Consider the following 24,415-nt stretch of genomic DNA (forward strand, 5'->3'; position numbering starts at 1 on the left):
TATTTTTCAGTTGTCTGTGCCCAACCTTGACATCGTCAACACCCTGCAGCAGGTCGGAGACCCGGGATCGGACCGGATCGAGTACACCGCGCAGATCGACCCCGTCTTCACCATCGGACCCAAGGTCCACGGCGGCACCTTGCAGATGCTCACCGCCAACGCGGCGCTGGCCGGATTCATCGCAACCGCGCCCGGAGACGAAGCCGGAGGCGGAGCTCGACAATCTGCCGGAGACGAAGCCGCAGCGTCGGGGCTGGCGCCGGTGGCGATCGCCACGAATTTCCTCGGGGCACCGGATCCCGCGGAGATCACTCTTGCGGTCTGGGTGCGCAAGCGCGGGCGGCGGGTGTCGCTTGTCGACGTCGAGATACATCAAAATGGCCGCAACCTGGTTCATTCGACGGTCACGATCGGCACTCCCGACACCGATGGCCACTATTCGGCCCCCTCGACGCTGCGGGACATGCCTGTCGAACCCGACGACGACGTGATCTACGTGCAGGACAGCCCGATGGGCGACATCATGCATCTGGGGGCGGTCCTCGACATCGCCATCGATGAGAAGTCCGTCGCCTTCGTCCGCGGCGAGAAGGCCGACCCCGTCTTCCGGATGTGGGCCCGCCCGAAAACCACCGCGCCCGACGGGCTCTTCGCGGTGCTCGCCGGAGATCTCAGTGCTCCGGTCGTGATGAACCTGCACCTGTTCGGATGGGCTCCGACCTTGCAGCTGACCACCTACCTTCGGCGCAATCCGGCACCGGGCTGGCTGCGGATCGAGTCGTCGAGCACCGAGGTCGGGCACGGCTGGTTCGAAGAGGACCATGTGGTCATCGATTCGACGGGCAGCGTCGTTGTGCAGTCCCGCCAGCTCGCGATGATCCCTGATGCCAACTGATCCCCGCCCCACAACCGGCGCACACCTACATCAATCTCAGCGTGAGAAAGTGACTTCATGACCCAGCGAATCGCAATCGTCGGCGGCGGCAACATCGGCGAGGCCCTGTTGGCCGGGCTGATCCGGACCGGCAAGCCCGTCAAAGACCTCGTCGTGGCCGAGAAGTTCGCGGCCCGGGCCAAAGAACTGACCGCCGACTACGGAGTCCGCGTCACCGACATCGCCGACGCGGTGGAAGGTGCCGCGATAGTCGTCCTGGCCATCAAGCCGGGTGACGTCGACTCGGTGCTGTCGGTGATGGCCGAGATCGAGGACATGGGTGAGCAGGAGCGGCTGACCGTGACCCTGGTCAGCGGGCTGCCCACCGCGAAGTACGAGAACGCACTGCCCGCAGGCGCGCCGGTTGTCCGGGTCATGCCCAACACGCCGATGCTGGTCGGCGAGGCGATGTGTGGGGTGTCCGGTGGTCGGTACGCCACCGACGAGCATGTCGCGACCGTGGTGACGCTGCTCGAGACCGTCGGCAAGGTTGTCGTCGTCCCGGAAAAGCAGATGGATGCCATCACCGCGCTGTCCGGATCGGGGCCTGCGTACATGTTCCTCATGGCCGAGGCGATGGCCGATGCCGGTGTCAGTCTGGGGTTGACCCGGGCGATGGCGACCGAGCTCGCCGCCCAGACCATCCGCGGCGCCGGTGTGCTTCTGACGGACTCCGGTCTCTCTCCGGTGGATCTGCGGGCCGCGGTCACCTCCCCGGCCGGGACGACGGCGGCCGCGGTGCGCGAGTTCGAGCGGTACGGGGTCCGGCACGCGGTCTCGGAGGCGGTGCTCGCCAGCGCAGCCAAGAGTGAGTCGATCGGCAAAGCGGTGCTCTCGGCGATCGAAGTCGACTGAGGCGGCGGTCGCGTAAAAGTCCGGACGCCGATGGCGGCCATACCCGATGCAATCGCATCCGGGTGTGGCCGCCATCGGCGTTTTGCCGGAAAATGTCGACAATCGGGCCGTCAATTAGGAACAATTGCCCACTCACGTCGCATTGACCCCACCCGCCACGCTAAGCTTCGTGAAGCACGTGCGTGTCTGGAGTCCGCAGGAGGGGAAGCCTGCGGCCGCGACGCGTGCACCGGAGGTATGAAATTTTCATGGCATCTGCAAATAAGTCAGGTGACAACGCCGCCGGTGGTGGAACCCAGTTCCTCACCGTCGCCGAGGTCGCAACATTGATGCGGGTCTCCAAGATGACGGTGTACCGCCTGGTGCACAACGGCGAGTTGCCTGCAGTTCGTGTAGGTCGCTCGTTCCGCGTGCATGCCAAGGCGGTTCACGACTATCTCGAGACGTCGTACTTCGACGCCGGTTAAGCCCCGGCTGCAGCAATCGCCCTTACGGGCCGTGGAGCAACATCTACGGTCCGTAAAGTGCTGACCTGCCCTCATGTCGGCATCGACCCCTGGTCGCCGGATCTGTGATCCGGAGTGGATTTCGCCACTGGTCGCTCTGGCGGTAAGGTTTGCAGGCGACCCGTTCGCCGGTGTTCTGGCGCGCGTAGTAAGTGAGCCAGCCTGTGTGGACGGCCAAAACCTGTAGGACCATCAGGTCAGATCGTGAGGAAGTTCCCAGATGGGTTCAGTGATCAAGAAGCGCCGCAAGCGCATGTCGAAGAAGAAGCACCGCAAGTTGCTGCGTCGCACGCGAGTGCAGCGCAGGAAACTCGGTAAGTGAGTTTTTTCGCTCTATAGACAGAACCCGCCGCATTGTCGGCGGGTTTTGTCGTTTCCGGGGTTCGCCGGGTCGTGACCGTGACGATCTGAACTCGATGGTTGCGATTATCGAGATGTTAACCCGGTGCACTCTGGCAAAACCTGAAACAACTTCCGTACGCTGGGCGCATGGCCGAGGGCGAGGACGGGGTGGAGTCGGCACCTTCCGTGGTTTTGGTGACGGGAGCGTCGACATTTCTCGGCGGCTATCTCACCACCCGGCTGGCCCAGAATCCGGCGATCGACCGGGTGATCGCGGTCGATTCGCTGGTCCCGTCGAAAGATATGCAGCGACGATTCGGCCGGGCCGAGTTCATCCGGACCGATATTCGCCGGACCAGCATCGCCAAGATCATCGACCAGGCCGGTGTCGACACGATCGTGCACGCCGCGACATCGGTGATGGACACAGTCGGCCATTCGCCGGCGATCAAAGAATTCAACGTCATCGGCACGATGCAGTTGTGCGCGGCCGCCCAGCGCAGCCCGACCGTCAAGCGGTTCATCGTCCGGTCTGCCGGGATCATCTACGGGTCGAGTTCTGCGGACCCGGCGCACTTCTCTGAAGAGACCGCGGCCCGCGTCGAGCCCACCAAGGGGTACGCCCGCGACCTCATCGACGTCGAGGGGTATGCCCGCGGGCTCGGGCGACGCCGTCCGGACATGACCGTCACCATCCTGAGGCTGTCGGCGATGCTCGGTCCGAAGATCTCGACCCGGATGAGCAAGTACTTCTCGTCGGCGGTGATCCCGGTTGTGATCGGTCATGAGCCCCGACTGCAGTTCCTGCACGAGGAGGACGCGCTGTCGGCTCTCGAGCACGCCACGCTGTCCGGGCGTCCCGGGATCTACAACATCGCCGCCGACGGGGTGATGACCCTGACCCAGGCGGTGCGCCGGGCAGGCCGGATCGGGTTGCCGGTCCCTTCGACGATGCTCGGAACGGTGGCCGGCGTCTACCGGGGGATGCGGGTGACGTCGATGCAGCTCGATCAGGTCGATTACGTGACCTTCGGCCGGGTCCTCGACACCACGCGGATGCGAACCGAACTCGGATTCGTGCCCACGTATACGAGCATCGAGACGTTTGATGATTTTCTGTCGCGCAAACCATTGGAGCCGGTGATCTCGCCGGATGCCTGGTATCGCGTGGAGCGATGGGCGCGGAGGGCCGCGTTGCAGTTGACATGAACTAGCGGGTGGTTTGTTATCGGAGAACGACGTTGTCGGGTGGCGCTTAACCCGCCGGGGCAGGGACAATGAAGATGTTGTGGCGTGAATGCGACATCCAGGGGTGGCAAGCGTTGAGCTTGAGGAAGGTGCGTGCTGGTGCCGGGTCGGGACCGAACGACTGATGCGCGGACGGCAAAGGTGATCCAGCTCTATTCGAGCTCACCGGGGCCGAACGGTCGTGCGCGTCGGCGACATCCTTCGCAGGCGACCACGGGTGGGGTCAAAGTCAATCCGGCGCAACAGAATCCGGGCAACAAGACGCACCCCACGAACGGCCATCCAAACACCGACGACTTTCATCAGGCGCCGGTCACCCCGATCAGCGCCGACGTCGGGGCGAAGCTGGCGGCAGGGGAGTTCGCCGAACCCGAGCCGTCGTCGCTGCTCAGTCTCGACGGTATGCGTGGGGCGCTGGCCGAATCGATCACCGGTGCCGCCGGTTACGTTCGACAGCGGGTCACCGGCGACTACGAGATCGACGACTTCGGATTCGATCCGCACTTCACCGAATCGGTGTGGCTGCCCGCGTTGCGGGTGTTGTTCGACAAGTGGTTCCGCGTCGAGGTCAGCGGCATCGAGAACCTCCCGCTCGACGGTGGGGGACTACTGGTCGCCAACCATGCCGGAACCATCCCCATCGACGCGCTGATGACCTCGGTTGCGGTGCACGACCATCATCCGGCCAAGAGGCATCTGCGGGTGCTCGCGGCCGATCTCGTCTTCGACACCCCGTTCATCAGCGAGATCGCCCGGCGTACCGGATCGACCCTGGCCTGCACCGCGGATGCGCAGCGGTTGCTGCGTGGCGGTGAACTGACCGCGGTCTGGCCCGAGGGATTCAAGGGCATCGGCAAGCTCTACAAAGATCGCTACAAGCTGCAGCGCTTCGGACGCGGCGGATTCGTCACCACCGCGCTCCGGGCGGGTGTCCCGATCATCCCGGTGTCGATTGTGGGCTCCGAAGAGATCTATCCGATGCTGGGCGACCTCAAGCCGATCGCCCGGCTGCTGGGTCTGCCGTACCTCCCGGTGACGCCGACGTTCCCGCTGCTCGGTCCGTTGGGGCTGGTGCCGTTGCCGTCGAAGTGGAAGATCCATTTCGGAACGCCGATCGAGACCGGTCACTTCGACGAGCAGGCCGCCGACGATCCGATGGTCGTGTTCGACCTCACCGACCACGTGCGGGAAGAGATCCAGCAGACCCTGTTCAAAATGCTCAGCCGTCGCGGGAGCATCTACTTCGGTTGAGTCCGCCCAGCCCGATAGTGTGCCCTTTTGGCGTATCCCACCTGGGGTTTTGTTCGCCAAAAGGCCACATCATCGGGAGGTGCCGGGGTCAGCGGCGAAGGTGTTTGACAGCCGCGGCGGCGCCACCGCCTGCCGCACCGAGGAATACCGCGGTCGGCAGGCCGATCTTCGCGGCCTTGCGGGCCGTGCGGTAGTCCCTGATCTCCCAGCCGCGGACCCGGGCGACGTCCCGAAGGTCGGCATCGGGGTTGATGGCCACGGCGGTGCCGACGAGCGAGAGCATCGGCACGTCGTTGTGTGAATCCGAGTACGCCGTGCAGCGCTTGAGGTTGAGCCCTTCGCGGATCGCCAGGGTTCGTACGGCATGGGCCTTGCCGAGTCCGTGCAGGATGTCGCCGACCAGGCGGCCGGTGAAGACCCCGTCGACACTTTCGGCCACGGTGCCCAGTGCTCCGGTGAGTCCGAGCCGGTCGGCGATGGTCTGAGCGAGTTCCACCGGTGTCGCCGTGACCAACCACACCTGCTGGCCGGCATCCATGTGCATCTGCGCCAGGGACGCCGTACCCGGCCAGATCTTGTCGGCGATGAACTCGTCGAAGATCTCTTCGCCGAGACGTACCAGCTCTTCGGTCTGACGTCCGGCGATGAACGAGAGGGCCTTTTCCCGGCCCTGGGCGACGTCCTCGGAGTTCTCGCGACCGGTGATGCGGAACTTCGCCTGGGCCCAGACGAACTCCATGATGTCGCGGTAGCTGAAGTAGTCGCGGGCGGCGAGCCCCCGCGCGAAATGGATCATCGAGGCGCCCTGCACCAGGGTGTTGTCGACGTCGAAGAACGCGGCGGCGGTCAGGTCCGGCGGCACCTCGGTCGGTACGCCCGGCTCGTCCACCTCGATGGTGGCGACGGTGCCCTCGGCTGGGACGTGCAGTGAACGTTCCCGGAGCTTCGAATACGCGGCCTGCGCGCTGGCCTCGCCTGCCAGTGACTGGCGCAATTCGGCAGCGGACTGACGAAAGCGTCCGACCCGGCTCGTCAGCGGTGACAGTGGACCCGATGGGGTGGCCGGTTTCCCGGGGACGTCATCGTCGTCGTCGTCGACCGCGTCATCGTCGTGTTCGGCGTCGCGGGCGTCGTCATGGGTCCTGCCGTGGGCATGTTCGGCCGCCGGTCCCGCTGCGGTCGCCTCGTCGACGTTGTCTTCGATGCGGGGGTCGATCTCAGAATCATCGCCGCCGGTGTACCCGTCGCCTGGAGTTTGTGTCACTCCTATCGCCTCCCCTGATCGGTCCGCTTCAAGCGTAGTCGGTACGCAGTGCAAGACTGTTCGTGTGACGATCACGCTGCTCTCCCGGGCGGGTTGTGCCGCCTGCGCCCGTGCTGTTGCCGATCTGCAACCGATTCTCGACGAGTTCGGAGTCGAGTTCGAGGAGATCGATGTCGATGCGGCCGCGGAAACCGATCCATCCCTGCGCGCCGAATACGGTGATCGATTGCCAGTGGTCCTGCTAGACGGTCGTGAGCATAGCTATTGGGATGTTGATATCCCCAGGTTGGAAGCAGATTTGCGACTGAGCGCTGGACACTAGTCCAGACTCCTGGCCAGATTTTCGAGTTTTCAGCAGGAGCCGAGTTTGTGAATCGATTCACAAGCGGTACCGTGGACCGTCGAGTGGTTACGTCCGTGTAACCGAAGTGTTCGGGGTTGGACTTGCGTCCGTGATTCCCCGGACGATGCAGCCCAGATGAGGAAGACGGTCGGCATGGCGAAAAGTCCCACGTTGGGGCAGCCGGACATCCCGGGTGCCTCGGTGGCCCGGCTTGCCACGTACCTGCACGTATTGCGTTCGATCAGCGAGAGCGGCGCTCTGGTCGTCTCGTCGAACCAGCTCGCCACCGCGGCAGGCGTGAACCCCGCGATCCTCCGTAAGGACCTGTCGCATGTGGGATCCGGAGGCGTGCGCGGTGTGGGCTACGACGTCAGCCGCCTGATCGCGCGTATCGCGCTGACCCTCGGCGTCGAGCACAACCACAACGTCGTGCTCGCAGGCGCCGGACATCTCGGTAGGGCCCTGGTCAGTCGGGCCGGATTCGACCGCCGCGGAATCAAGATCGTCGCGCTGGTCGATGCCGATCCCGATCTCGTCGGAACCATCGTCGCGGGCAACGACAGCGAGATGCTGGTCGGCGACCTGGGCGAGGTCGCTGCGATCTGTGCCGAACACGGCGTCGAGATCGCGGTGCTCGCCACCGCGGACGACGACGCGCAGGTCACCTGCGACGCCTTCGTGGCGGCCGGGGTGCAACAGATCCTGAACTTCACCGCCGTCACCCCGCAGGTTCCCGAGCACGTGTTCGTGCGTCCGGTCGACCTTGCGCTCGAGCTACAGGTGATGGCTTTCAATGCGGCACGCAGGCACAGTGCGGAAAACGAAGTGGAGCAACCTAATTCGTTGCCGCGCGGCCGGGCGGCGACACCCCGGGCGCGATCCAACAAGAGGTCGGTGGGCGTGTGAGTATCTTCCTGTTCGGCGTATCGCATCGCAGTGCTCCGGTCTCGATCCTGGAGCAACTCGCGGTCACCGAATACGACCGGCCGAAACTCATCGACGAACTCCTCGAGAGTTCGCAGATCAGCGAGGCCATGATCGTCTCGACCTGCAACCGGGTCGAGATCTACGCCGTCGTCGATGCCTTCCACCCGGCTCTCGAAGCCGTGGGTGAGGTGATGGGACGGCACTCGGGCATGTCGGTGAACGAGATGACCAAGTACGCCTACGTCCGCTACTCGGAGGCGGTCGTCGAACACCTGTTCTCGGTGGCGGCGGGCCTCGACTCGATGGTGGTCGGCGAACAGCAGATCCTCGGTCAGATCCGATCTTCGTATGCCAGCGCCGACGCCAACCGTTCCGCGGGCCGGGTGCTCCACGAGTTCGCCCAGCAGGCGCTACGGGTGGGCAAGCGGGTTCACAGCGAGACCGGACTCGATCGGGCAGGCGCCTCCGTGGTGTCGGTGTCCCTGGATCGGGCCCGGGCGGTGCTTGGCCGCGAGATCTCCTCGGCTGTGGTGCTCGGCGCCGGTGCGATGGGCGGTCTGGCCGCCGCGCATCTGGCCCGTGCCGGTGTGGCCGATCTCGCGTTGGTCAACCGGACCCATGAGAAGGCTCAGCATCTGGCAGGCAACGTGGCCAAGAATCACGGCATCAACGCTCGGGCGGTCCCCATGGACCAACTGACCGAAGCGCTGGCCGATGCCGACGTCCTGGTGACCTGTACGGGCACGATCGGTGCCGTGGTGGGAGTCGGGCAGGTGCACTCCGCGCTGGCCCGGCGGACCATTGAGAGCCCGCTGGTGGTCTGTGATCTTGGTCTCCCCAGAAACGTCGATCCGGCGGCCGCGCGGCTGCCGAACGTGCAGATCATCGACATCGAGGGCCTGCGCGGCGACGAGGCCACCAAGGCCGCCGACGCCGATGAATCGGCTGCCCGCGAGATCGTCCTGGCGGAGCTCGCCGACTACATGACCCACCAGCGTCAGGCCGAGGTGACGCCCACCGTGACCGCGCTGCGGCAGCGTGCGGCCGAGGTTGTCGAGGGTGAGATCCTGCGGCTGGAAAGCCGCCTGCCGGGCCTCGACGACCCGCAGCGTGACGAGGTCGCGAAGACTGTTCGCCGGGTTGTCGACAAACTCCTGCACGCGCCGACGGTGCGCGTCAAGCAACTTGCGAGTACTCCGCAGGGTGATCAATACGCCGAGGCGCTGCGTGAGCTTTTCGAGCTCAAACCTGGTGCAGCAGAATCGGTTTCAACTCCTGAAGTCGGTCTCGGTGAGGCCGACGCACCCCGAAAGGGTCACTAGAAATTGAGCTCTTCGTCACGCCGCACTCCGATCCGGATCGGCACCCGGGGTTCCTTGCTGGCCACCACTCAGGCCGGCACCATTCGTGATGCCCTGATCGCTGCCGGGCATCCGGCCGAGCTTGTCATCATCAAGACCGCGGGCGACCAGTCGTCCGATCCGGTGCAGCAGATCGGCGTCGGTGTCTTCGTCACCGCCATCCGCCAATCGTTGACCGCGGGCGACGTCGACGTCGCGATCCACTCCTACAAAGATCTCCCGACCGCGCCCGAGCCGGGCCTGGTCATCGCGGCAACCCCGACCCGCGAAGATCCCCGAGATGCGCTGGTCGCAGCGGGTGGCAAGGTGCTGGGCGAGCTGCTGCCCGGTGCCACCGTCGGCACCTCGGCCCCGCGACGGGCCGCGCAGCTTAGGGCATTGGGTCTCGGTTTGGAAATCCGCCCCCTTCGAGGCAATCTAGATTCTCGGTTGGGCAAAGTCGCCAGCGGTGAACTCGACGCGGTGGTGGTGGCCAGGGCCGGACTGGTACGTATCGGACGGGCTGATGAGGTCACCGAAGCGTTGGATCCGGTCCAGGTGCTACCGGCGCCTGCACAGGGAGCTTTGGCCGTGGAGTGCCGTGAAGACGATGCCCAACTGGTGAGCATTCTCGCCGAGTTGGATGATCCGTCCACCCGTGCGGCGATTGACGCCGAGCGTGCGGTACTCGCGGCCCTCGAGGCCGGGTGCACCGCGCCGGTCGGTGCGATGGCCGAAGTGGTCGAGTCGATCGACGAAAGCGGGCGCATCTTCACCGAGCTGTCGCTCCGCGCGACGGTGGTGGCCGAGGACGGATCTGATTCCGTTCGGGCCTCGGTGGTGGGCCCGGTCTCGAGAGCGACCGAACTAGGCCGAGAACTTGCCGCAGAACTGCTGGAACTGGGAGCGAAAACGCTCCTCTAGGACCGGCGGGCCGAGCTACAGCCCCGAGTGGGGCAGGAGAGCAACATGAGCCGAACCAAAAAGGTCATCACGCCTGGACGAATCCTCTTCGTCGGGGCAGGACCCGGCGATCCCGGGTTGCTGACCGTCCGCGCCCGCACCGCGATCGAGAACGCCGTCACGGTGTTCATCGACCCCGACGTGCCGTCCGCGGTCGTCGCGCAGATCGGTGCCGGATCCGGTGAGCCGACCTCGTCGAAGACGGAATCGTCGCGTTCGGGTGCCACAAAACCGAGCAAGCAAGACATTAGCGCCGCGGCCGAGGGTGCGGATCAGCAGGGTGCGCAACAGCCTGATGCCGACGCCGCTGACGACGACAACAACCAGGTCAGCAACGTGCGGCCGGCCCTTGGCGACCCCAATGAGGTCGCCAAGACGTTGGTGGCCACCGCGCGGGAGGGCCACGATGTGGTCCGCCTGGTCGCTGGTGACCCGCTGACCACCGATTCGGTCCTGGCCGAGGTCAATGCCGTGGCCCGCACGCAGGTGCAGTTCGAGGTCATCCCGGGATTGCCCGCCACGGCCGCTGTACCGAGCTATGCGGGTATGCCGCTGGGTTCGGCTCATGCTGTGGCCGATGTGCGCGGAGAGGTCGATTGGGCGGCCCTGGCCGCTGCTCCCGGACCGCTGGTGCTGCACGCGACGTCGGGACATCTCGCCGAGACCGCCAGTGCGCTGACCGAGAACGGTCTGGCCCCCCAGACGCCGGCTGCGATCACCGTCAACGGCACCACCTGCCAGCAGCGCACGATCGAGGCCACGCTGGCGACCCTCAACGAGAGCGGCAGCGCCCTGACCGGGCCGCTGATCGTCACCATCGGCAAGGTCGTCGCCGCGCGCGCCAAGCTGAACTGGTGGGAGTCGCGGTCGCTGTACGGGTGGACCGTGCTGGTGCCGCGCACCAAGGATCAGGCAGGCGACATGTCGGATCGGCTCGTGACACACGGTGCCATCCCGATGGAGGTCCCGACGATCGCGGTCGAACCACCCCGGAGCCCGGCTCAGATGGAGCGTGCGGTCAAGGGTCTGGTCGACGGCCGTTACCAGTGGGTGGTCTTCACCTCCACCAACGCGGTTCGCGCGGTCTGGGACAAGTTTGCCGAATTCGGTTTGGACGCAAGGGCTTTCAGCGGCGTGAAGATCGCCTGCGTGGGCGAGGCCACCGCCGAGAAGGTGCGTAGCTTCGGTATCAACCCGGAACTGCTGCCCACCGGCGAGCAGTCGTCGCTGGGGTTGCTCGAGGACTTCCCGCCCTACGACGACGTCTTCGATCCGGTGAACCGGATCCTGTTGCCGCGCGCCGACATCGCCACCGAAACCCTGTCCGAGGGCCTGCGTGGCCGCGGGTGGGAGATCGACGATGTGACCGCGTACCGCACCGTTCGGGCCGCGCCGCCGCCGGCCGAGACCCGCGAGATGATCAAGACCGGTGGTTTCGACGCGGTCTGCTTCACCTCGTCTTCGACGGTCCGCAACCTCGTCGGTATCGCCGGGAAACCGCATGCGCGCACGATCGTCGCCTGCATCGGTCCGAAGACCGCCGAAACCGCGACCGAGTTCGGTCTGCGAGTGGACGTGCGTCCGGAGAACGCGTCGGTGCAGGAACTCGTCGACGCGCTCGCCGAGCATGCTGCCCGTCTGCGGGCCGAGGGTGCACTGCCTCCTCCGCGTAAGAAGGCCCGTCGCTCGCGCTCGTAGGCTTGGTCTCATGACCGCACCTTTCGATCGAGCTGCCCTTACCGATCGGCCTGCCCTTACCGATAGACCCCGTCGGCTACGCAACACCCCGGCCATTCGCCGGCTTGTTGCCGAGACATCGCTCGAGGCGCGCCATCTGGTGTTGCCGATGTTCGTGGCCGACGGGCTCGATGAGCCCCGTCCGATCAGTTCGATGCCCGGGGTTGCTCAGCACACCGTCGAGTCGCTGCGGCGGGCCGCCGAGGCGGCTGTCGAGGCGGGTGTGGGCGGTCTGATGCTGTTCGGAGTTCCGAAGTCGCAGGACAAGGACGCCGTCGGTACCGCAGGCACCGACCCCGACGGCATCCTCAACGTCGCGCTGCGGCAGCTGCGGAGTGATCTCGGTGATTCGACCGTGATCATGGCCGACACCTGTCTCGACGAGTTCACCGATCACGGCCACTGCGGTGTCCTACGTCCGGACGGTGCGGTGGACAACGACGCCACGCTCACCCGCTACACGGAGATGGCCGTCGTGCAGGCGCGTTCCGGTGCGCACATGGTCGGTCCCAGCGGAATGATGGACGGTCAGGTGGCCGCGATCCGCACCGCGCTCGACGATGCCGGCTTCATCGACACCGGGATTCTGGCGTACACCGCGAAGTACTCGTCGGCGTTCTACGGCCCGTTCCGCGAGGCGGTCGACTCGTCGCTGGAGGGTGATCGCAAGTCGTATCAGCAGAATCCGGCCAACCTGCGGGAGGCGACCCGCGAACTGCACCTGGATCTGGCGGAAGGCGCCGACATCGTGATGGTGAAGCCGGCGATGCTCTACCTCGACGTGCTCCGGCGAATCGCCGACGAATCCGATGTTCCGGTCGCCGCGTACCAGATCTCCGGTGAATACTCGATGATCACAGCTGCTGCCGAGCGCGGATGGATTGATCGGGATGCGGCCATCGCCGAGTCCCTCCTTGCCATCCGGCGGGCCGGAGCTGACATCGTCCTCACTTATTGGGCACATGAGGTTGCATCTGCGCTACATTGACAATCGCAAGCAATAAGTGATTGTTCATCGGGGTGGGGCCTGATGGCGCGACCGGGGTGCTGGGGGAACAGCTGTGTCGGATCAACCGAGTCGTCTCGAAGTGGCGTTTGCCAGATCCATCGAACGCAGGCGAGGGGCGGCCGGCCCATTTCACAGTCGAGATGACCTGTACAACTTCGTGAGTCAGCTTCGATGTGAAGGTATCCCGGTCGAGGCATCGGCCGCCGTACTCGGCTTCGATCCCATGGATTTCCGGCAATGGATGGACAAGGACTCCGTGGTTCAGTGCCCCTCGGGCCACACCCGCAACGCTTCGGGGCAGGTGCTCCCACTGGTCGACACCTCACGTCCAGTGCCGAAACGGAATCGTCAGGAGCCTCCGCCGAGCGACCAACTGCGGCGCGCTTTTGACGGTCCGGTCCGAAAACGGGCAGCCGAGCTCTTTCCCGAACCGCCTCCCGACGAAGCGGGTTGGTTCCCGCTGGTGCGGTTGCTGGCCGGCGAGGGGGTGCCGGTGGACGTCAGTACCGCGATCCTCGGTGTGAACCTCGATGCCTACCGGTACTGGATGGCCGACGGCCGACGCCAGATCACCAGCGCCGTCGGTGACTCGGGAAGGCCTGCCTGAGCGGCGCCAACTACGCTGGGACGCATGTCCGTGCCCCCCACGCCCCATGGCCAGAACCCACACAGTGGGTACCCGGCCGGCCAGAGTCCCGGCGCCGGGTCGGAGCCCACATCCACCAAACCGACCATCCCGAATGCCACGGCGATCGCCACCGAGCTGTGGATCCTGGTGATCGTGGCCCAGTGCGTCATCTTCGGGTCGCAGTATCGGCAGTTCTTCGACACCGCCGACGACGTCGCCAAGGACAATCCGGACGCACAACTGCCCGACGGGGTGATCTGGGCGGTCATCGCAGTCACCGGTCTGGTTCTGGCGGCGGTTTTTGCCGGGCTGACCTGGCTGGCCCGGATCGGGTACAACTGGGCGCGTCTGGTCCTGGGATTCTTCAGTTTCTTTCTCGTCGTACAAACGGTGTCGGCGTTCTTCGCGGACAGTTCCGACACCTGGGTGATGGTCCCGAATGTGATCGGCGGTGTGGCCGCGCTCGGTGCGGGTGTGCTGCTCATGCATCGCGATTCGGACACGTATTGCAAGAACATGACGCGGTGGCGCAAACAAAAGAAGCAACAGCCGCCGTCGTACTACAACCCACAGCACTACGACACACAGCACTCCAACACCCCGTCTCCGCAGCAGCCCTATTACGGACAGCCTTACGGCGGACAGTCCCAGCAGTACGGACAGCCTTCCGGCGGACAGCCGCAGCAGTACGGACAGCCCCAGCAGTACGGGCAGCAACAGTCGCCTGGTGAGCAACCCCGATACGGTGGCGAACCCGGATATCCACCCGCGGGATATCGACCGCCCGCCGGTCCTGATGACTACAGTCCAGAAGACAACAGACCTGACCCAGGAGACCGAACGTGAGCAGCAAGCCCGTCGAACCGGCCGCACCACCGACCCTGGTCACGCGCGCCTACTGGCTGTGGACGATCAGTGGCGCGCTGATGGGTCTGTATGGAATCGCGCTCATCGTCGCGAGTCTGATCGAGGGTATCGGCGGGTTCGTCGCACTCGGGGTTTTCTTCACGGCCATCGGAGCCGCGTTGATCTTCGCGGCGCGTAAGGCATTCCCCGGCGATCAGCGGTGGCGTTCGGCGCTTGCCGTGTTCACCCTGATGCTCGTTGCCCTCGGGATCATGGCCTCGTTCTTGATCAAGGGTGCGGCCGCCCTGCCCCTGCTGTTCAGCGTCATCGCGCTCATCGGGTCGATGATGGCGTTTCGCCCCTCGTCGGAGCCCTGGTTCGAAGACGCGAAATGAGCGGCGATCGCGAGTTGGATCCAGCGGAGGGCGAGACCCTTTTCTATGAGCCGGGCGGTGCCTGGTGGGTGGTTGCCATCGGCCCGGTGCTCTGTCTGATCGTGTTCATCATGGAGATCGTCGGCGGCGGTCAGCTGCATTGGCCGGCATTGCTGGCCTTCGCGGTGCTCATCGGCGGGTTCTCTCTGCTGCAGGTCTATGCCGCGCGCGCCCATGTCAGTGTCCGGCTGACCGAGGCATCGTTGCGTCAGGGTGCGCAGACCATCCGCCTCGACGAGATCGAAGAGATCTTCCCCGAAAATCACGGCCACGAGCACGCGAAGTGGGAGAGCGCACCCGCGCTCGGTGAGCTGTCCGCGGTGCCTCGGCGCCGTGGCGGTGTTGGCGTGAAACTCAACAGCGGCCGTTTGGTTCAGGCCTGGGCCCGGGACGTGGACCGTTTCCGGTCCGAGCTGGTGCAGGCACATCAGGCCGTGCAGATGGGGCTGGGCCCCAAGCGCCCGCGCGACGACGCACCCGACTGACGGGACGCGACCACCGCGTCCCGCCATCGGGCGTGCCGATTTCGCCGATGGTCAGGCGGTCTGATCGTCGATCATGGCGGTCCGCAGGAGTTCCTCGGGTACGGCGAATCCGTCCACCAGGGTGCGGGCGTGGGGCCGCAGGCTCAGGCACAGTTCGTTGACGCCCCGCCGGATGGCCTTGGCGCGTTCGACGGACACGTGCCGGTGCATCAGGAACCAGTCGAGGTCGGCTTCCAGCGTCGAATAGACGAACAGGTCGCAGACCTTGCCGAGCAGTTCGGTACCGGCTTTGCTGTCACATCGGTCGATCGCCTCGATGAACGCTTCGAGCACCACCCGTTCGATGTGTGCGGTGCCGACTTTGAGCAGGTGGTCCTGTGCGCCGTTGAACACCTCGAAGGGGTCGTTGTCCTCGTCGGTGGCGCGGCGCAACCGGTTGGCGCAGGTCCGCAGCAGATGATCCTCACGGTTGCGCAGCAGCCGGATCTGAGTGCCGCGGTTGGTGAGGTCGGATTGTTCGGGATCTTCGTCGCTGCCGTCCATGAGTGTCTGCACCACCTGGCGTGCGGCGGACTTCTCGAGGAAGACGTCGCGGGCCATCCCGGCGATGAACCGGGCCCAGCCCACCGCGTTCAGGCCGCGCACGTCGTCGGAGTAGGCCGAGAGCAGTTCCTTGGCCACCAGCTGGGTCAGGACGGTGTTGTCACCCTCGAACGTGGTGAACACGTCGATGTCGCCACGCAGGATCGACAGCTGGTTCTCGTCGAGGTAGCCCGCCCCGCCGCAGGCCTCACGGCAGACGTTGATGGTGTTGGAGGCATGCCACGTGGTCATCGCCTTCAAACCGGCTGCGGCGGTTTCCAATTCGCGTTGCCGGTCCTCGTCCGCGCTCTCCGCCGACTGGACTTCGTGGAGCTCTTCGATGATCTCGTTCTGGGCGAACGCGAGCGCGTACGACTTCGCGATCAGCGGCAGCAGCTTGCGCTGATGACCCAGGTAGTCCATGACGGTGATCTCGTCGGTCGAATCCGGCGACTCGAACTGCTTGCGCGCCAAGCCGTATCGGGTGGCGATGGTGAGTGCTTTGCGGCTGGCGGCGCCCGCGGTGGCGGCGACACTGACCCGTCCGCGGATGAGCGTGCCGAGCATCGTGAAGAAGCGGCGGTTCTGATTCTCGATCGGGGACGTGTAGGTGCCGTCCGCCGTGACGTCGGCGTAACGGTTGAGGAGGTTGTCGCGTGGGACGCGGACATGGTCGAAGGTGATGCGCCCGTTGTCCACTCCGGTGAGTCCACCTTTGTAGCCGCAGTCGCTCGTGGTGACGCCGGGCAGATCGTTGCCGTCGGCGTCACGGATCGGAACGACCAGACAGTGCACACCGCGACTGGTGGGTTCTTCGCCGGGGCCACCGGTGATCAACTGCGCGAACACCGCCGCAACCCTGGCGTGCTGCGCGGCGCCGCCGATGTAGTCCTTGCGCGCGAGATGGGTCGGCGAATGGATGATGAACTCATCGCCGGCCGGATCGTAAGTAGCCGTGGTCTGCAGCGCCTGCACGTTGGAACCGTGTCCGGTCTCGGTCATGGCAAAGCAGCCGAGTACGTCGAGGTTGATCAGGCCCTCCACGTACTTCTGGTGATGGCGCTCGGTGCCGAGGTTCTCGATGGCGCCACCGAACAGACCCCACTGGACGCCGGCCTTCACCATGAGTGACAGGTCGGCGTAGCCGAGCAGTTCGATGGCGGTGATCGATGCACCGATGTCGCCGGTTCCTCCGTGCTCTTCCTGGAATCCGGCACGGGCGAAGCCGAACTCGGTCAGTTCACCCATGACTTCGAGCATCCGGGCGCGGGCCTGCTCCAGCGACCGAGACGGATCGGGGAGCAGGTCGGCCCGGTTCAGTTGTTCCCGAACGTGTTCCCGTGTACTTCGCCACCGGCCGTCGAGTGCGATCCGGAGATTGTCGACGAGCAACGCATCGTCTGCGTCTGGGGTTTCGGTACCCGGAAGATCGGCCGGGACGTCGTCAGAGCTGGCTTCGATGGCAGTCATGAATTCGAGCCTACCCAGCGGAGGCGACGCTCAACCCCGCATCACCACTGAGTCCCCATCACGTAGCGGGGACGATCGTGATGGCGTCGAGCCGTTCGAGGATGAAATCACCCGAGATGACCGGTGGTCGCCCGGACTCCGCGCCGATCGGTGGTTCCAGGGGCGTCACCACGGCGTCGTGATTGGCCTCATAGAAGAAGATCAGCGAGACGAGGTCCTCATCCGGGGCATCGGCCTGCGGTGGCAGGACGCGGTGACGTCCGGCCGGCCAACGACCTCCGGTCCAGTATTCGAGGAGATCGCCGATGTTGATCGTCAGCGCGGACGGATCGTATGGCGCGTCAGCCCATCCGCCTTCGGTGCTGTAGACCTGCAGTCCGCCGGCGCCCGGCTCGCGGTCGAGGACGGTCACCGTGCCGAAGTCGGTGTGGGGGCCGATCCGGTACTGACCGTCTTCGACCGGCCCGGTCTCGGTGATCGCGGGGTAGTGGTTGATGTTCGAGGTCCATGTTGCGAGATTTGTCCGGCCGAGAAAAGGATTGGCCTCACCGGTCAGGCCCAGCGAGGCGGCCATCAGATCCAGCAGGTCGTCAGACAGGGACTTCATCTGCTTGCAGTAGTCCACGAACAACTCGTGCAGGCGCGGGACCTCCTGCGGCCAGAGGTCCGGCGGGAACCACAGGGCGTCGACCTCCGGATCGCCTACCGGCGTCTGCGCGCCACAGTTGTAGGTCTCCTTCAGATCCGGCGGGGTCTCGGTGCCTTCGGCGTATCCGTTGGCCTCCATCCCGGGACCGATCCAGCCGCGGCCACCCACCGCGACGGCGTACTTTTCTTTCACTTCGGTTGGCAGCGCGAAGAACTCGCGTGCCGCCGCCCGCAGTGCGGCGGGGAGTTCCGGGTCGATGCCGTGTCCGGTGACCAGGAGGAATCCGGCCTGTTGCAGGCTCTTGTCCACGGCCGCGCACAGTGCATCGGCTGCTTCGCCGCCGGAGCGCCACTGCGAGATGTCAACAGTCAGAATGGGACTGCTCACGACATGCTCTCCTTTGATGTCTCCGTGTCATCGGCAACACCGATGTCTTCATTCCACAGGAGCGGGTTGAGGTCGATGAACTCCGACATCATCGACACGCAGTCGGGATCGTCGAGCACGGTCACCGAGACGCCGTTCTCGATCAGCCAGTCCTCGCCGCCGCGGAATGTGGTGTTCTCGCCGATGATCACGGTCCCGATGTTGAACTGCCGGATCAGGCCGCAGCAGTACCAGCACGGTGACAGCGTGGTGACCATGATCGTCGACCGATAGTCGGTCTGCCTACCGGCATTGCGGAACGCGTCGGTTTCGCCGTGGACGCAGGGATCGTCGTTTTGTACCCGACGGTTGTGGCCGCGGCCGAGGAGCGTCCCGTCGGCGGCGAACAGAGCCGCTCCGATGGGGATCCCGCCTTCGGTCAGGCCCTGTCGGGCTTCGGCGTACGCAATCTCGAGCAGGGTGGTCGGGGAAACATCGAGGGATGTCGTCATGCCAGCAACGGTGCCCGTGATGCGTCACCGCGGCAACTGACATAGTGTCCCGGTAGCAATGCTGACCGGCGTGCATTTCGTCTGGTCCCTAAGTCGATCGCCTGAGAAAGGGACGCCATGGTCCTGACATTGCGTGACGTGCTCGACCGGCATCTAGCAGCTGCCGATCCGCAGGTGCTGAGCGGCTATGACGGCCTCGACAACGAGGTCCGGTGGGTGCACTCGAGTGAGATCTTCGAGATCGGGCCGCTGCTGTCGGGCGGAGAACTGCTGTTGACCACGGGCCTCGGACTGGCCGGGGTCGATGCAGGCACGCGTCGGCACTACATCCGGGAACTCGCGCAACGCAAGGTTGCCGGCGTCGCGATCGAAATGGGCCGGACCTTTGACGAGGTGCCCGACGAGATGGTGCGCGAGGCCTCGACCGTGCACTTTCCGTTGATCGCCCTGCGCACGGTGATCCCGTTCATCGACCTGTGCCGGTCTGCCAACACAGATCTGGTCTCGGGCGAGGTTGCCCTGTTGCGCCGGCGCAGTGAGCTGGGTACCGCGTTGCACACCGAGATGGCGGCGGGCAACGGTGCGCCTGCGATGCTGAAACGTATTGCGGCCGCGGCTGGTTGCCCCCTTGTGCTGCTCGGGAGCGGCAACGCGCTGATGGCCGCCGAGGGCGTCGACGACGACCATTCGGCGTGGCAGGCGGTGGATGCGCAGGTGGCATCGGTTCCGGTGGGGATGCGAGGGGAGGTTCTCGCAACGCTGGTCGCCGGTCCCGGATCGCCACTGGATCGGGCCGGATTGGTCAGCATGCTCGAGCTCGGGGCAGGGCCCCTCGGAGTGACGCTTTCGTTGTCGCGGGAGCTCGGTGGACTTCCGCATCGGGCCGCGTCGTCGTTGATCTCGGATCTGCTCGACGCCCGTATCGATCGGCGATCCGATCTGATGATGCGGTTGGGGGCCGCAGGTTTTCGGCCGTCGGCCTCCGCCCGGATTGTTCCTGTCGCGGTTGATGTCCCGACACCGCGGATGGCCTCACAGCTGAGTGCCTCTGCCGCCAAAAGGATCTCGGCGCAGTCGATGCACGCGCAGGTACATGCGACCGCGTACGCCCTGATCGCCCCGTCGAGACTCGATCGCGATGCCGTCACCGAGATCGTGGGTGCGTATGCAGGCGGCTCCGGCGCGGCGACAGTGGTGGTGGGCGATCCCTGCCGCCTTGATGCGCACGAACTCTCGTCGGCGCTGGTGCGGGTGCGCCATGCATTGTCGCTCGCGGTGGCCGATCGGCGGTCGGGTTCACACTCCGATGCGGTGACGTCGGTCCGGGCGCTGGCCGCGGACCTGGCGGTGGAGACCTTGCCGGATGGCGTCCGGTCGGAGTTGGCCGCCGCAGCGCTCGGCCCGGTGATCGCCTGGGACAACGACCACGGCTCGGAGTTGATCCACACCCTCGAAGTGCATCTGCGGAACGGGTGCAGCGCCACCCGGTCGGCGGCGGCGCTGAATCTGGGGCGGCAGAGTCTGTATCAGCGCCTCGAACGTATCCGAGGTCTGGTCGGATTCGATTTCACTGCGCCGCAAACCTATCCGGGATTGTTGATGGCCCTGTGCGCTCATCGCGCACAGGGCCGTCGCAGAGCCGACTGATCAGAACCACTTGTGGAGCAGTTCGAGGGGTGATCAGCGGCTCGGGTCATCAACTGTCAGATCAACGGGCGGGGGTTGATCAGACTGCCTGGTAGTCCTTGTTGATCTTCTTGCTGCACAACAGGATGTAGCCGAAGAAAGCAATGATGAATCCGACGAAGAAGGCGATGTCACCGAGTTCCGGCACAGCATCGGCCACGTAACCGACCCAGCGTTCCTGATTGCCGAACAGCAACACCGAGACCACCAGGGCGACCAGGAAGGTGAAGAGTCCACCCCAGTTGGAGTATTTGGAGTCGTAGAGGAATCCGGCGATGGGCCGGTTTCGGCGCAGCAGTTGGTCGGCGAACACGATGCCCAACCACGGTCCGATCCAATAGGCGACGATCAGCAGGAACGTCTCATAGTTCGCCGCGGCATCGGCGAGGGCCCACCAGGCGACGAGGAATCCGACCACTCCGAAGACCGCGGTGACCAGAGCGCGCTGGATACCGACCGAGAACTTGAATCCCATTGTCACAAAGGCCATCGCGCCCGAGTAGAGGTTGATCGCGTTGGCCGCCACGGCGCCGACGGCTATCGCCAGCAAGGTGAGGTTGGCAACGACCGAAGGCATCGACGAGGTGAACGCGTCGGTGTAGTTGAGGTCGGCGTCGAAGCCGATCGTGACCGATGCCGCGCCGATCGCCATCAGAACGGTGGTGGAGATGAACAGGCCGCTGGATGCGAAGAATCCGGTCTGGAGCCTGGATACATTCGCCGGAAGGTAGCGGGTGAAGTCGGCAGCATAGGGCGTCCAGCCTGCGGTGTATCCGAAGGCTGCGCCGACGGTCAGCAGGAATCCGCCGAGGGTACCGCCGCTCTCGCCCAATGACGGCATCGAAAGGTCGGCTTCACTGAAGATGAAGATGCCTGCGATAACGAAGATGACCGCAAGGACCGGTGCGGCAGCCCGTTCGAACCTCTGGACCAGGTTGTGCCCGAAGAACGCGAAGCTCGTCTGCAGGAGCACGATGATGAGCAGCGCGATCGCCGACGGCACGCCGATGAGTGTGTTGAGGGCCAGTGCGCCGCTCACGCTGTTGGTTGCGAACCAGCCGATGCCACACATCACCGCCATGAAGGATGCCGGGACGATGTTGCCTCGGTACCCGAAGCCCAAGCGGCCGAGCACCATCTGTGGCACACCGTGAAGCGGGCCGCGCGCGGACAACAGGAAGTGGGCCGCGGCGCCGAGCAGATTGCCCAGTGCCATCGCGGCGATGGCCTGCCAGAAGGTCAAACCGAAGTAGAGCACCGCGAGTATGCCCAGGAAGATGGTGGCGAATTCCAGGTTGGGGGCGGTCCAGGTCCAGAACAGGCCGCGGGGCTTGCCATGGCGTGCCTCAAGCGGGATGAACTCGTTACCACCCGGCTCCACTGCGAGAACTTTGTCGCCGTAGGTGCCCGATGCAGTCTCCGGTTCCGGAGTGGTGCGGGGCGTCGTGGATGTCATTGCGCAACAGTCTCCCGCGCAGGAGCAAGCTGCAACTGACATTTCGTCGGTTGGGATTACCGATTCGGCAGTCGGATTGTCCGAATCGGTAGGCAAACGACCAGCCGGTTGCCATGGTGCTGCCGCCGCAACCCGTCAATTCATCTGGAGCGGACTTCATCCGGCTACCTGGAGCGGACTTCATCCGGCCGGCTGGACTGACTTCGTGGGCGGCAGCACCGCGCGTTTCACACTATGGAGTTGTCAAAGATGCGTGCGCGGTCCCGACAAGATCTCGGGTGCGCTGGTGGGGGAGAAGTGGTGACGGTGGTGGAGTGTTGGGTCAGGCGGCGAGGGTGAGGGTTCGCCGGTTATAGGCCGGTAACGGTTTTCGCTGCGGATCGATACCGGCGGGCGGGATCAGCCACGGATGGCCGTCGGAGCCCATGATCACGTCCCAGTCGGTGTTGTGCACCGCCATATGGCAGGTGCGGCACAACAGGGACCCGTTTTCCAGAGTGGTGAGGCCGCCATCGACAAAGTGCACGATGTGGTGGCAGTCCGACCAACCGGACTTGGCCCCACACTTGATGCAGCAGGTGTCACGGATGATGATCGCCTTGCGGACCAAACCCTTGAACAGACGTTTCGGCGGACTCAGATCGATGAGGACTTGCTCCCCGTCGAGAGTGATCGAGGTGATCGACGAATCGCACGCCAACATCGCGGCGGTCGCTTCGGTGACCGGACCCATCCAGGGCAACGAGGCAGCCTCGGGATGATCGGCGGGCACGGTCACCATCACCTCGGTCCGCGGCGCCGACACCAACGTCTGTCCACCACCGCAATCCAGAAGTTGGTGCAGCGCATCAGCTCGGCGTTGGGTGGCGCTTCGACCGTCATCCGAACCGGCCGGTTCGGGACGCGTTTTGGACCAGAAGTCCAACGCGGAGAACAACTTTTCCCCGATCACCGCATCAACATCGAACGTGCCGACACAGCGACCCTCACGGACTGCATACTCCAGACTGTTCAGCGACCGGTCCTCAGCCGGTGGTGGACCACCGGTGTCCCTGGACCCGTCCGGTGAATAGCCGGCAGTACGATCCAGACCCATCAAGCCTGCGCTGATGCGTAACCAGCGGTACGCCGATACTGGTGCAGCACCGTTGGCCTGCAACAACTTTGATGTGGTCGAGCCGGCCTTACAGGCGATGCCTGACTCGTCGATCACCGCGGCGCACACCGCGAGTTGATGCTCCGTCGCGTTACGCAGGGTGATCAGATCCTTCGCCATACCCAGCGTCACAGTTGGATCATCGGGTAAGACCAGATCAACCAAATCGTCGTCCATCTCGAGAAGTCGCATAGCACAGCACCTTCCAAGGAGAGAACAAACCGGGGGCGTCGACCGGAGTGTCTCTGCGGGGAAGGCGTCAGATACGTCGTACTTGTGGTCGACTGACTCCACCGTACTCAATCGAACGTGTGTTCGCAAGGGTGTAGCCAATCGGATGTCGTTCGGCTACAACATCTTTCGATAGCCTGACGAAGTAGATGGGCGATCGGTGAGCGCAACTAGCGGAGGGATGGCTGTTGCTGGGTGATGCAGTGGATGCCGCCACCGCGTTCGAAGAGGGGCCGAGCATCGATGGTTCGCACTGTCCGGCCAGGGTAGACGTCGCCGAGTATCTCCGCGGCCTCGTGATCGTTGGGGTCGCCGAAGCTGCAGGCGATGACGGCACCGTTGAGGACGAGGTGGTTGATGTAGCTGTAGTCGACCGGTCCTTCGTCGTCGGTCAGGACGGTGGGCGCCGGTATGTCGATGATCTCCCAGCCGGGTTCGGCGGCGGCGATGGTGGCCTTGATCTGCTTGCTGACGGCGAAGTCGGGATGGTTCGGGTTCCGTTGATCGTGCACCAGCACCACCCCCGGTGACGGCATCGCGGCCACGATGTCGACGTGCCCACGGGTGCCGAACTTCTCGTTGTCACGAGTGAGGCCGTGTGGCAACCAGATCGCGCGGTCGGCCCCGATGGTCCGGGCAAGCTCGGCCTCGACCTGCGTTTTGGTCCACGTGCTGTTACGCCCGTCGCCGAGCTGCACCGACTCCGTGACCAGGACGGTTCCTGTCCCATCGACCTGAATGCCGCCGCCCTCATTGATCATTGGCGAATCGATGAGTTCGGCGCCGGCGCGCTCGGCGATGAGTTTTCCGATGTGCTGGTCCTTGTCCCACCGTGCCCACTCGGCCGCACCCCAGCCATTGAAGACCCAGTCGACCGCGCCGAGGCGACCGTTGTCGTCGAGGACAAACGTCGGCCCGATGTCGCGTGCCCACGCATCATTCAGCGGTGCCTCGATGATCTCGATCTCGGACGACAGGTAATCGCGGGCCGGACCGATCTCGCCGGGGTCGACGATCATCGTGACCGGTTCGAACTCCACGACGGCGTGGGCGACGGCGGCCCAGGTGCTGCGGGCGGCGTCACGAGCCACCGTGGTGTCACCCAGCGAATAACCCTGGACCGGAAAGGCCATCCAGACCCTGTCCTGCGGAGCGCTTTCCGCGGGCATGTGCCAGTTGCTCATCGGATGCTCCT

24 protein-coding genes are annotated in these 24,415 nt (G+C 64.9%); 17 read left to right on the top strand and 7 right to left on the bottom strand.

The genetic code is table 11. The features are described 5' to 3' along the window. Positions 1-16 precede the first annotated feature (16 nt). From AC1D75_RS07335 to AC1D75_RS07360, 6 genes are all read left to right on the top strand, one after another. Complete coding sequence (locus AC1D75_RS07335; RefSeq protein ID WP_495516003.1) at positions 17-895, top strand: thioesterase family protein; 879 nt, start codon at positions 17-19, stop codon at positions 893-895. Between the two features lie 57 nt (positions 896-952). After that, complete coding sequence (gene proC, locus AC1D75_RS07340; RefSeq protein WP_495514622.1) at positions 953-1,789, top strand: pyrroline-5-carboxylate reductase; 837 nt, start codon at positions 953-955, stop codon at positions 1,787-1,789. Between the two features lie 248 nt (positions 1,790-2,037). After that, positions 2,038-2,256 carry a helix-turn-helix domain-containing protein gene (locus AC1D75_RS07345; RefSeq protein ID WP_482135772.1) on the top strand — a complete coding sequence of 73 codons (219 nt, stop codon included), beginning with the start codon at positions 2,038-2,040 and terminating at the stop codon, positions 2,254-2,256. A gap of 259 nt (positions 2,257-2,515) precedes the next feature. Beyond that, positions 2,516-2,617 carry a 30S ribosomal protein bS22 gene (locus tag AC1D75_RS07350; RefSeq protein ID WP_003402602.1) on the top strand — a complete coding sequence of 34 codons (102 nt, stop codon included), beginning with the start codon at positions 2,516-2,518 and terminating at the stop codon, positions 2,615-2,617. A 167-nt stretch (positions 2,618-2,784) separates the two neighbouring features. Further along, on the top strand, positions 2,785-3,846 hold the full coding sequence (locus AC1D75_RS07355) for an NAD-dependent epimerase/dehydratase family protein (RefSeq protein ID WP_495514623.1): 1,062 nt from the start codon (positions 2,785-2,787) through the stop codon (positions 3,844-3,846). Between the two features lie 138 nt (positions 3,847-3,984). Next, the gene (locus tag AC1D75_RS07360) at positions 3,985-5,136 is read left to right on the top strand and encodes a lysophospholipid acyltransferase family protein (protein ID WP_495514624.1); all 1,152 of its coding nucleotides are present in this window, start codon (positions 3,985-3,987) and stop codon (positions 5,134-5,136) included. A gap of 88 nt (positions 5,137-5,224) precedes the next feature. On the opposite strand, the gene AC1D75_RS07365 is transcribed toward AC1D75_RS07360, so the two are convergent. Further along, positions 5,225-6,406: an HAD family hydrolase gene (locus AC1D75_RS07365; RefSeq protein WP_495516004.1), complete on the bottom strand. Its 1,182-nt coding sequence runs from the start codon at positions 6,404-6,406 to the stop codon at positions 5,225-5,227. Positions 6,407-6,464: 58 nt separating this feature from the next. Between AC1D75_RS07365 and AC1D75_RS07370 the strand changes: the two genes are divergently transcribed. From AC1D75_RS07370 to mce1N, 10 genes are all read left to right on the top strand, one after another. Continuing rightward, positions 6,465-6,722 carry a glutaredoxin family protein gene (locus AC1D75_RS07370; protein WP_482135768.1) on the top strand — a complete coding sequence of 86 codons (258 nt, stop codon included), beginning with the start codon at positions 6,465-6,467 and terminating at the stop codon, positions 6,720-6,722. Positions 6,723-6,896: 174 nt separating this feature from the next. Continuing rightward, the gene (locus tag AC1D75_RS07375; protein WP_495514625.1) at positions 6,897-7,649 is read left to right on the top strand and encodes a redox-sensing transcriptional repressor Rex; all 753 of its coding nucleotides are present in this window, start codon (positions 6,897-6,899) and stop codon (positions 7,647-7,649) included. Beyond that, the gene (locus tag AC1D75_RS07380; RefSeq protein WP_495514626.1) at positions 7,646-8,992 is read left to right on the top strand and encodes a glutamyl-tRNA reductase; all 1,347 of its coding nucleotides are present in this window, start codon (positions 7,646-7,648) and stop codon (positions 8,990-8,992) included. Before AC1D75_RS07375 ends, AC1D75_RS07380 begins: the two co-directional genes overlap by 4 nt. Before the next feature lie 3 nt (positions 8,993-8,995). After that, positions 8,996-9,934 carry a hydroxymethylbilane synthase gene (gene hemC / locus AC1D75_RS07385; protein WP_495514627.1) on the top strand — a complete coding sequence of 313 codons (939 nt, stop codon included), beginning with the start codon at positions 8,996-8,998 and terminating at the stop codon, positions 9,932-9,934. Positions 9,935-9,979: 45 nt separating this feature from the next. Continuing rightward, on the top strand, positions 9,980-11,671 hold the full coding sequence (locus tag AC1D75_RS07390) for a bifunctional uroporphyrinogen-III C-methyltransferase/uroporphyrinogen-III synthase (protein WP_495514628.1): 1,692 nt from the start codon (positions 9,980-9,982) through the stop codon (positions 11,669-11,671). Between the two features lie 10 nt (positions 11,672-11,681). Further along, positions 11,682-12,698 carry a porphobilinogen synthase gene (gene hemB / locus AC1D75_RS07395; RefSeq protein WP_495514629.1) on the top strand — a complete coding sequence of 339 codons (1,017 nt, stop codon included), beginning with the start codon at positions 11,682-11,684 and terminating at the stop codon, positions 12,696-12,698. Positions 12,699-12,771: 73 nt separating this feature from the next. Further along, on the top strand, positions 12,772-13,326 hold the full coding sequence (locus AC1D75_RS07400; protein ID WP_495514630.1) for a hypothetical protein: 555 nt from the start codon (positions 12,772-12,774) through the stop codon (positions 13,324-13,326). A 24-nt stretch (positions 13,327-13,350) separates the two neighbouring features. Next, positions 13,351-14,193, top strand: coding sequence for a DUF308 domain-containing protein (locus AC1D75_RS07405; RefSeq protein ID WP_495514631.1), 843 nt, complete (start codon positions 13,351-13,353; stop codon positions 14,191-14,193). Beyond that, positions 14,190-14,588 carry a hypothetical protein gene (locus tag AC1D75_RS07410; protein ID WP_495514632.1) on the top strand — a complete coding sequence of 133 codons (399 nt, stop codon included), beginning with the start codon at positions 14,190-14,192 and terminating at the stop codon, positions 14,586-14,588. Before AC1D75_RS07405 ends, AC1D75_RS07410 begins: the two co-directional genes overlap by 4 nt. Next, a complete protein-coding gene (mce1N, locus tag AC1D75_RS07415; protein ID WP_495514633.1) occupies positions 14,585-15,112 on the top strand; it encodes a transport-regulating membrane protein Mce1N in 528 nt (175 codons plus the stop codon). The genes AC1D75_RS07410 and mce1N overlap by 4 nt, the downstream gene beginning before the upstream one ends. A 51-nt stretch (positions 15,113-15,163) precedes the next feature. Here mce1N and AC1D75_RS07420 read toward each other — a convergent pair whose 3' ends face one another. Genes AC1D75_RS07420 through AC1D75_RS07430 form a run of 3 tightly spaced genes read right to left on the bottom strand, consistent with a single transcriptional unit; the run spans position 15,164 to position 18,691 of the window. Next, entirely contained in the window at positions 15,164-17,164 is a 2,001-nt protein-coding gene (locus AC1D75_RS07420) for an acyl-CoA dehydrogenase family protein (protein ID WP_495514634.1), read from the bottom strand. Positions 17,165-17,222: 58 nt separating this feature from the next. Continuing rightward, entirely contained in the window at positions 17,223-18,200 is a 978-nt protein-coding gene (locus tag AC1D75_RS07425) for an isopenicillin N synthase family dioxygenase (protein WP_495514635.1), read from the bottom strand. Continuing rightward, entirely contained in the window at positions 18,197-18,691 is a 495-nt protein-coding gene (locus tag AC1D75_RS07430) for a nucleoside deaminase (protein ID WP_495514636.1), read from the bottom strand. The genes AC1D75_RS07425 and AC1D75_RS07430 overlap by 4 nt, the downstream gene beginning before the upstream one ends. A 117-nt stretch (positions 18,692-18,808) precedes the next feature. Between AC1D75_RS07430 and AC1D75_RS07435 the strand changes: the two genes are divergently transcribed. After that, positions 18,809-20,338 (top strand): PucR family transcriptional regulator, encoded by a 1,530-nt coding sequence (locus tag AC1D75_RS07435; protein WP_495514637.1) that lies wholly within the window; start codon positions 18,809-18,811, stop codon positions 20,336-20,338. A gap of 79 nt (positions 20,339-20,417) precedes the next feature. Here the strand turns inward: AC1D75_RS07435 and AC1D75_RS07440 are convergent, their stop codons facing one another. The 3 genes from AC1D75_RS07440 to AC1D75_RS07450 form a co-directional block, all read right to left on the bottom strand. Then, complete coding sequence (locus AC1D75_RS07440; RefSeq protein WP_495514638.1) at positions 20,418-21,833, bottom strand: purine-cytosine permease family protein; 1,416 nt, start codon at positions 21,831-21,833, stop codon at positions 20,418-20,420. A 322-nt stretch (positions 21,834-22,155) separates the two neighbouring features. Then, the gene (locus AC1D75_RS07445) at positions 22,156-23,181 is read right to left on the bottom strand and encodes an HNH endonuclease signature motif containing protein (RefSeq protein ID WP_495514639.1); all 1,026 of its coding nucleotides are present in this window, start codon (positions 23,179-23,181) and stop codon (positions 22,156-22,158) included. Positions 23,182-23,390: 209 nt separating this feature from the next. Beyond that, positions 23,391-24,404, bottom strand: a complete 1,014-nt coding sequence (locus AC1D75_RS07450) for an agmatine deiminase family protein (protein WP_495514640.1) — start codon at positions 24,402-24,404, stop codon at positions 23,391-23,393. Positions 24,405-24,415 lie beyond the last annotated feature (11 nt).

This window comes from Williamsia sp. Y712 (assembly GCF_059445525.1).

Coding starts and splice junctions, on each gene's coding strand:
- AC1D75_RS07355 (WP_495514623.1), top strand. CDS start 2,785: ATGGCCGAGGGCGAGGACGGGGTGGAGTCGGCACCTTCCGTGGTTTTG.
- AC1D75_RS07405 (WP_495514631.1), top strand. CDS start 13,351: ATGTCCGTGCCCCCCACGCCCCATGGCCAGAACCCACACAGTGGGTAC.
- AC1D75_RS07445 (WP_495514639.1), bottom strand. CDS start 23,181: ATGCGACTTCTCGAGATGGACGACGATTTGGTTGATCTGGTCTTACCC.
- proC (WP_495514622.1), top strand. CDS start 953: ATGACCCAGCGAATCGCAATCGTCGGCGGCGGCAACATCGGCGAGGCC.
- AC1D75_RS07345 (WP_482135772.1), top strand. CDS start 2,038: ATGGCATCTGCAAATAAGTCAGGTGACAACGCCGCCGGTGGTGGAACC.
- AC1D75_RS07390 (WP_495514628.1), top strand. CDS start 9,980: ATGAGCCGAACCAAAAAGGTCATCACGCCTGGACGAATCCTCTTCGTC.
- AC1D75_RS07435 (WP_495514637.1), top strand. CDS start 18,809: ATGGTCCTGACATTGCGTGACGTGCTCGACCGGCATCTAGCAGCTGCC.
- AC1D75_RS07350 (WP_003402602.1), top strand. CDS start 2,516: ATGGGTTCAGTGATCAAGAAGCGCCGCAAGCGCATGTCGAAGAAGAAG.
- AC1D75_RS07450 (WP_495514640.1), bottom strand. CDS start 24,404: ATGAGCAACTGGCACATGCCCGCGGAAAGCGCTCCGCAGGACAGGGTC.
- mce1N (WP_495514633.1), top strand. CDS start 14,585: ATGAGCGGCGATCGCGAGTTGGATCCAGCGGAGGGCGAGACCCTTTTC.
- AC1D75_RS07375 (WP_495514625.1), top strand. CDS start 6,897: ATGGCGAAAAGTCCCACGTTGGGGCAGCCGGACATCCCGGGTGCCTCG.
- AC1D75_RS07440 (WP_495514638.1), bottom strand. CDS start 21,833: ATGACATCCACGACGCCCCGCACCACTCCGGAACCGGAGACTGCATCG.
- hemB (WP_495514629.1), top strand. CDS start 11,682: ATGACCGCACCTTTCGATCGAGCTGCCCTTACCGATCGGCCTGCCCTT.
- AC1D75_RS07420 (WP_495514634.1), bottom strand. CDS start 17,164: ATGACTGCCATCGAAGCCAGCTCTGACGACGTCCCGGCCGATCTTCCG.
- AC1D75_RS07430 (WP_495514636.1), bottom strand. CDS start 18,691: ATGACGACATCCCTCGATGTTTCCCCGACCACCCTGCTCGAGATTGCG.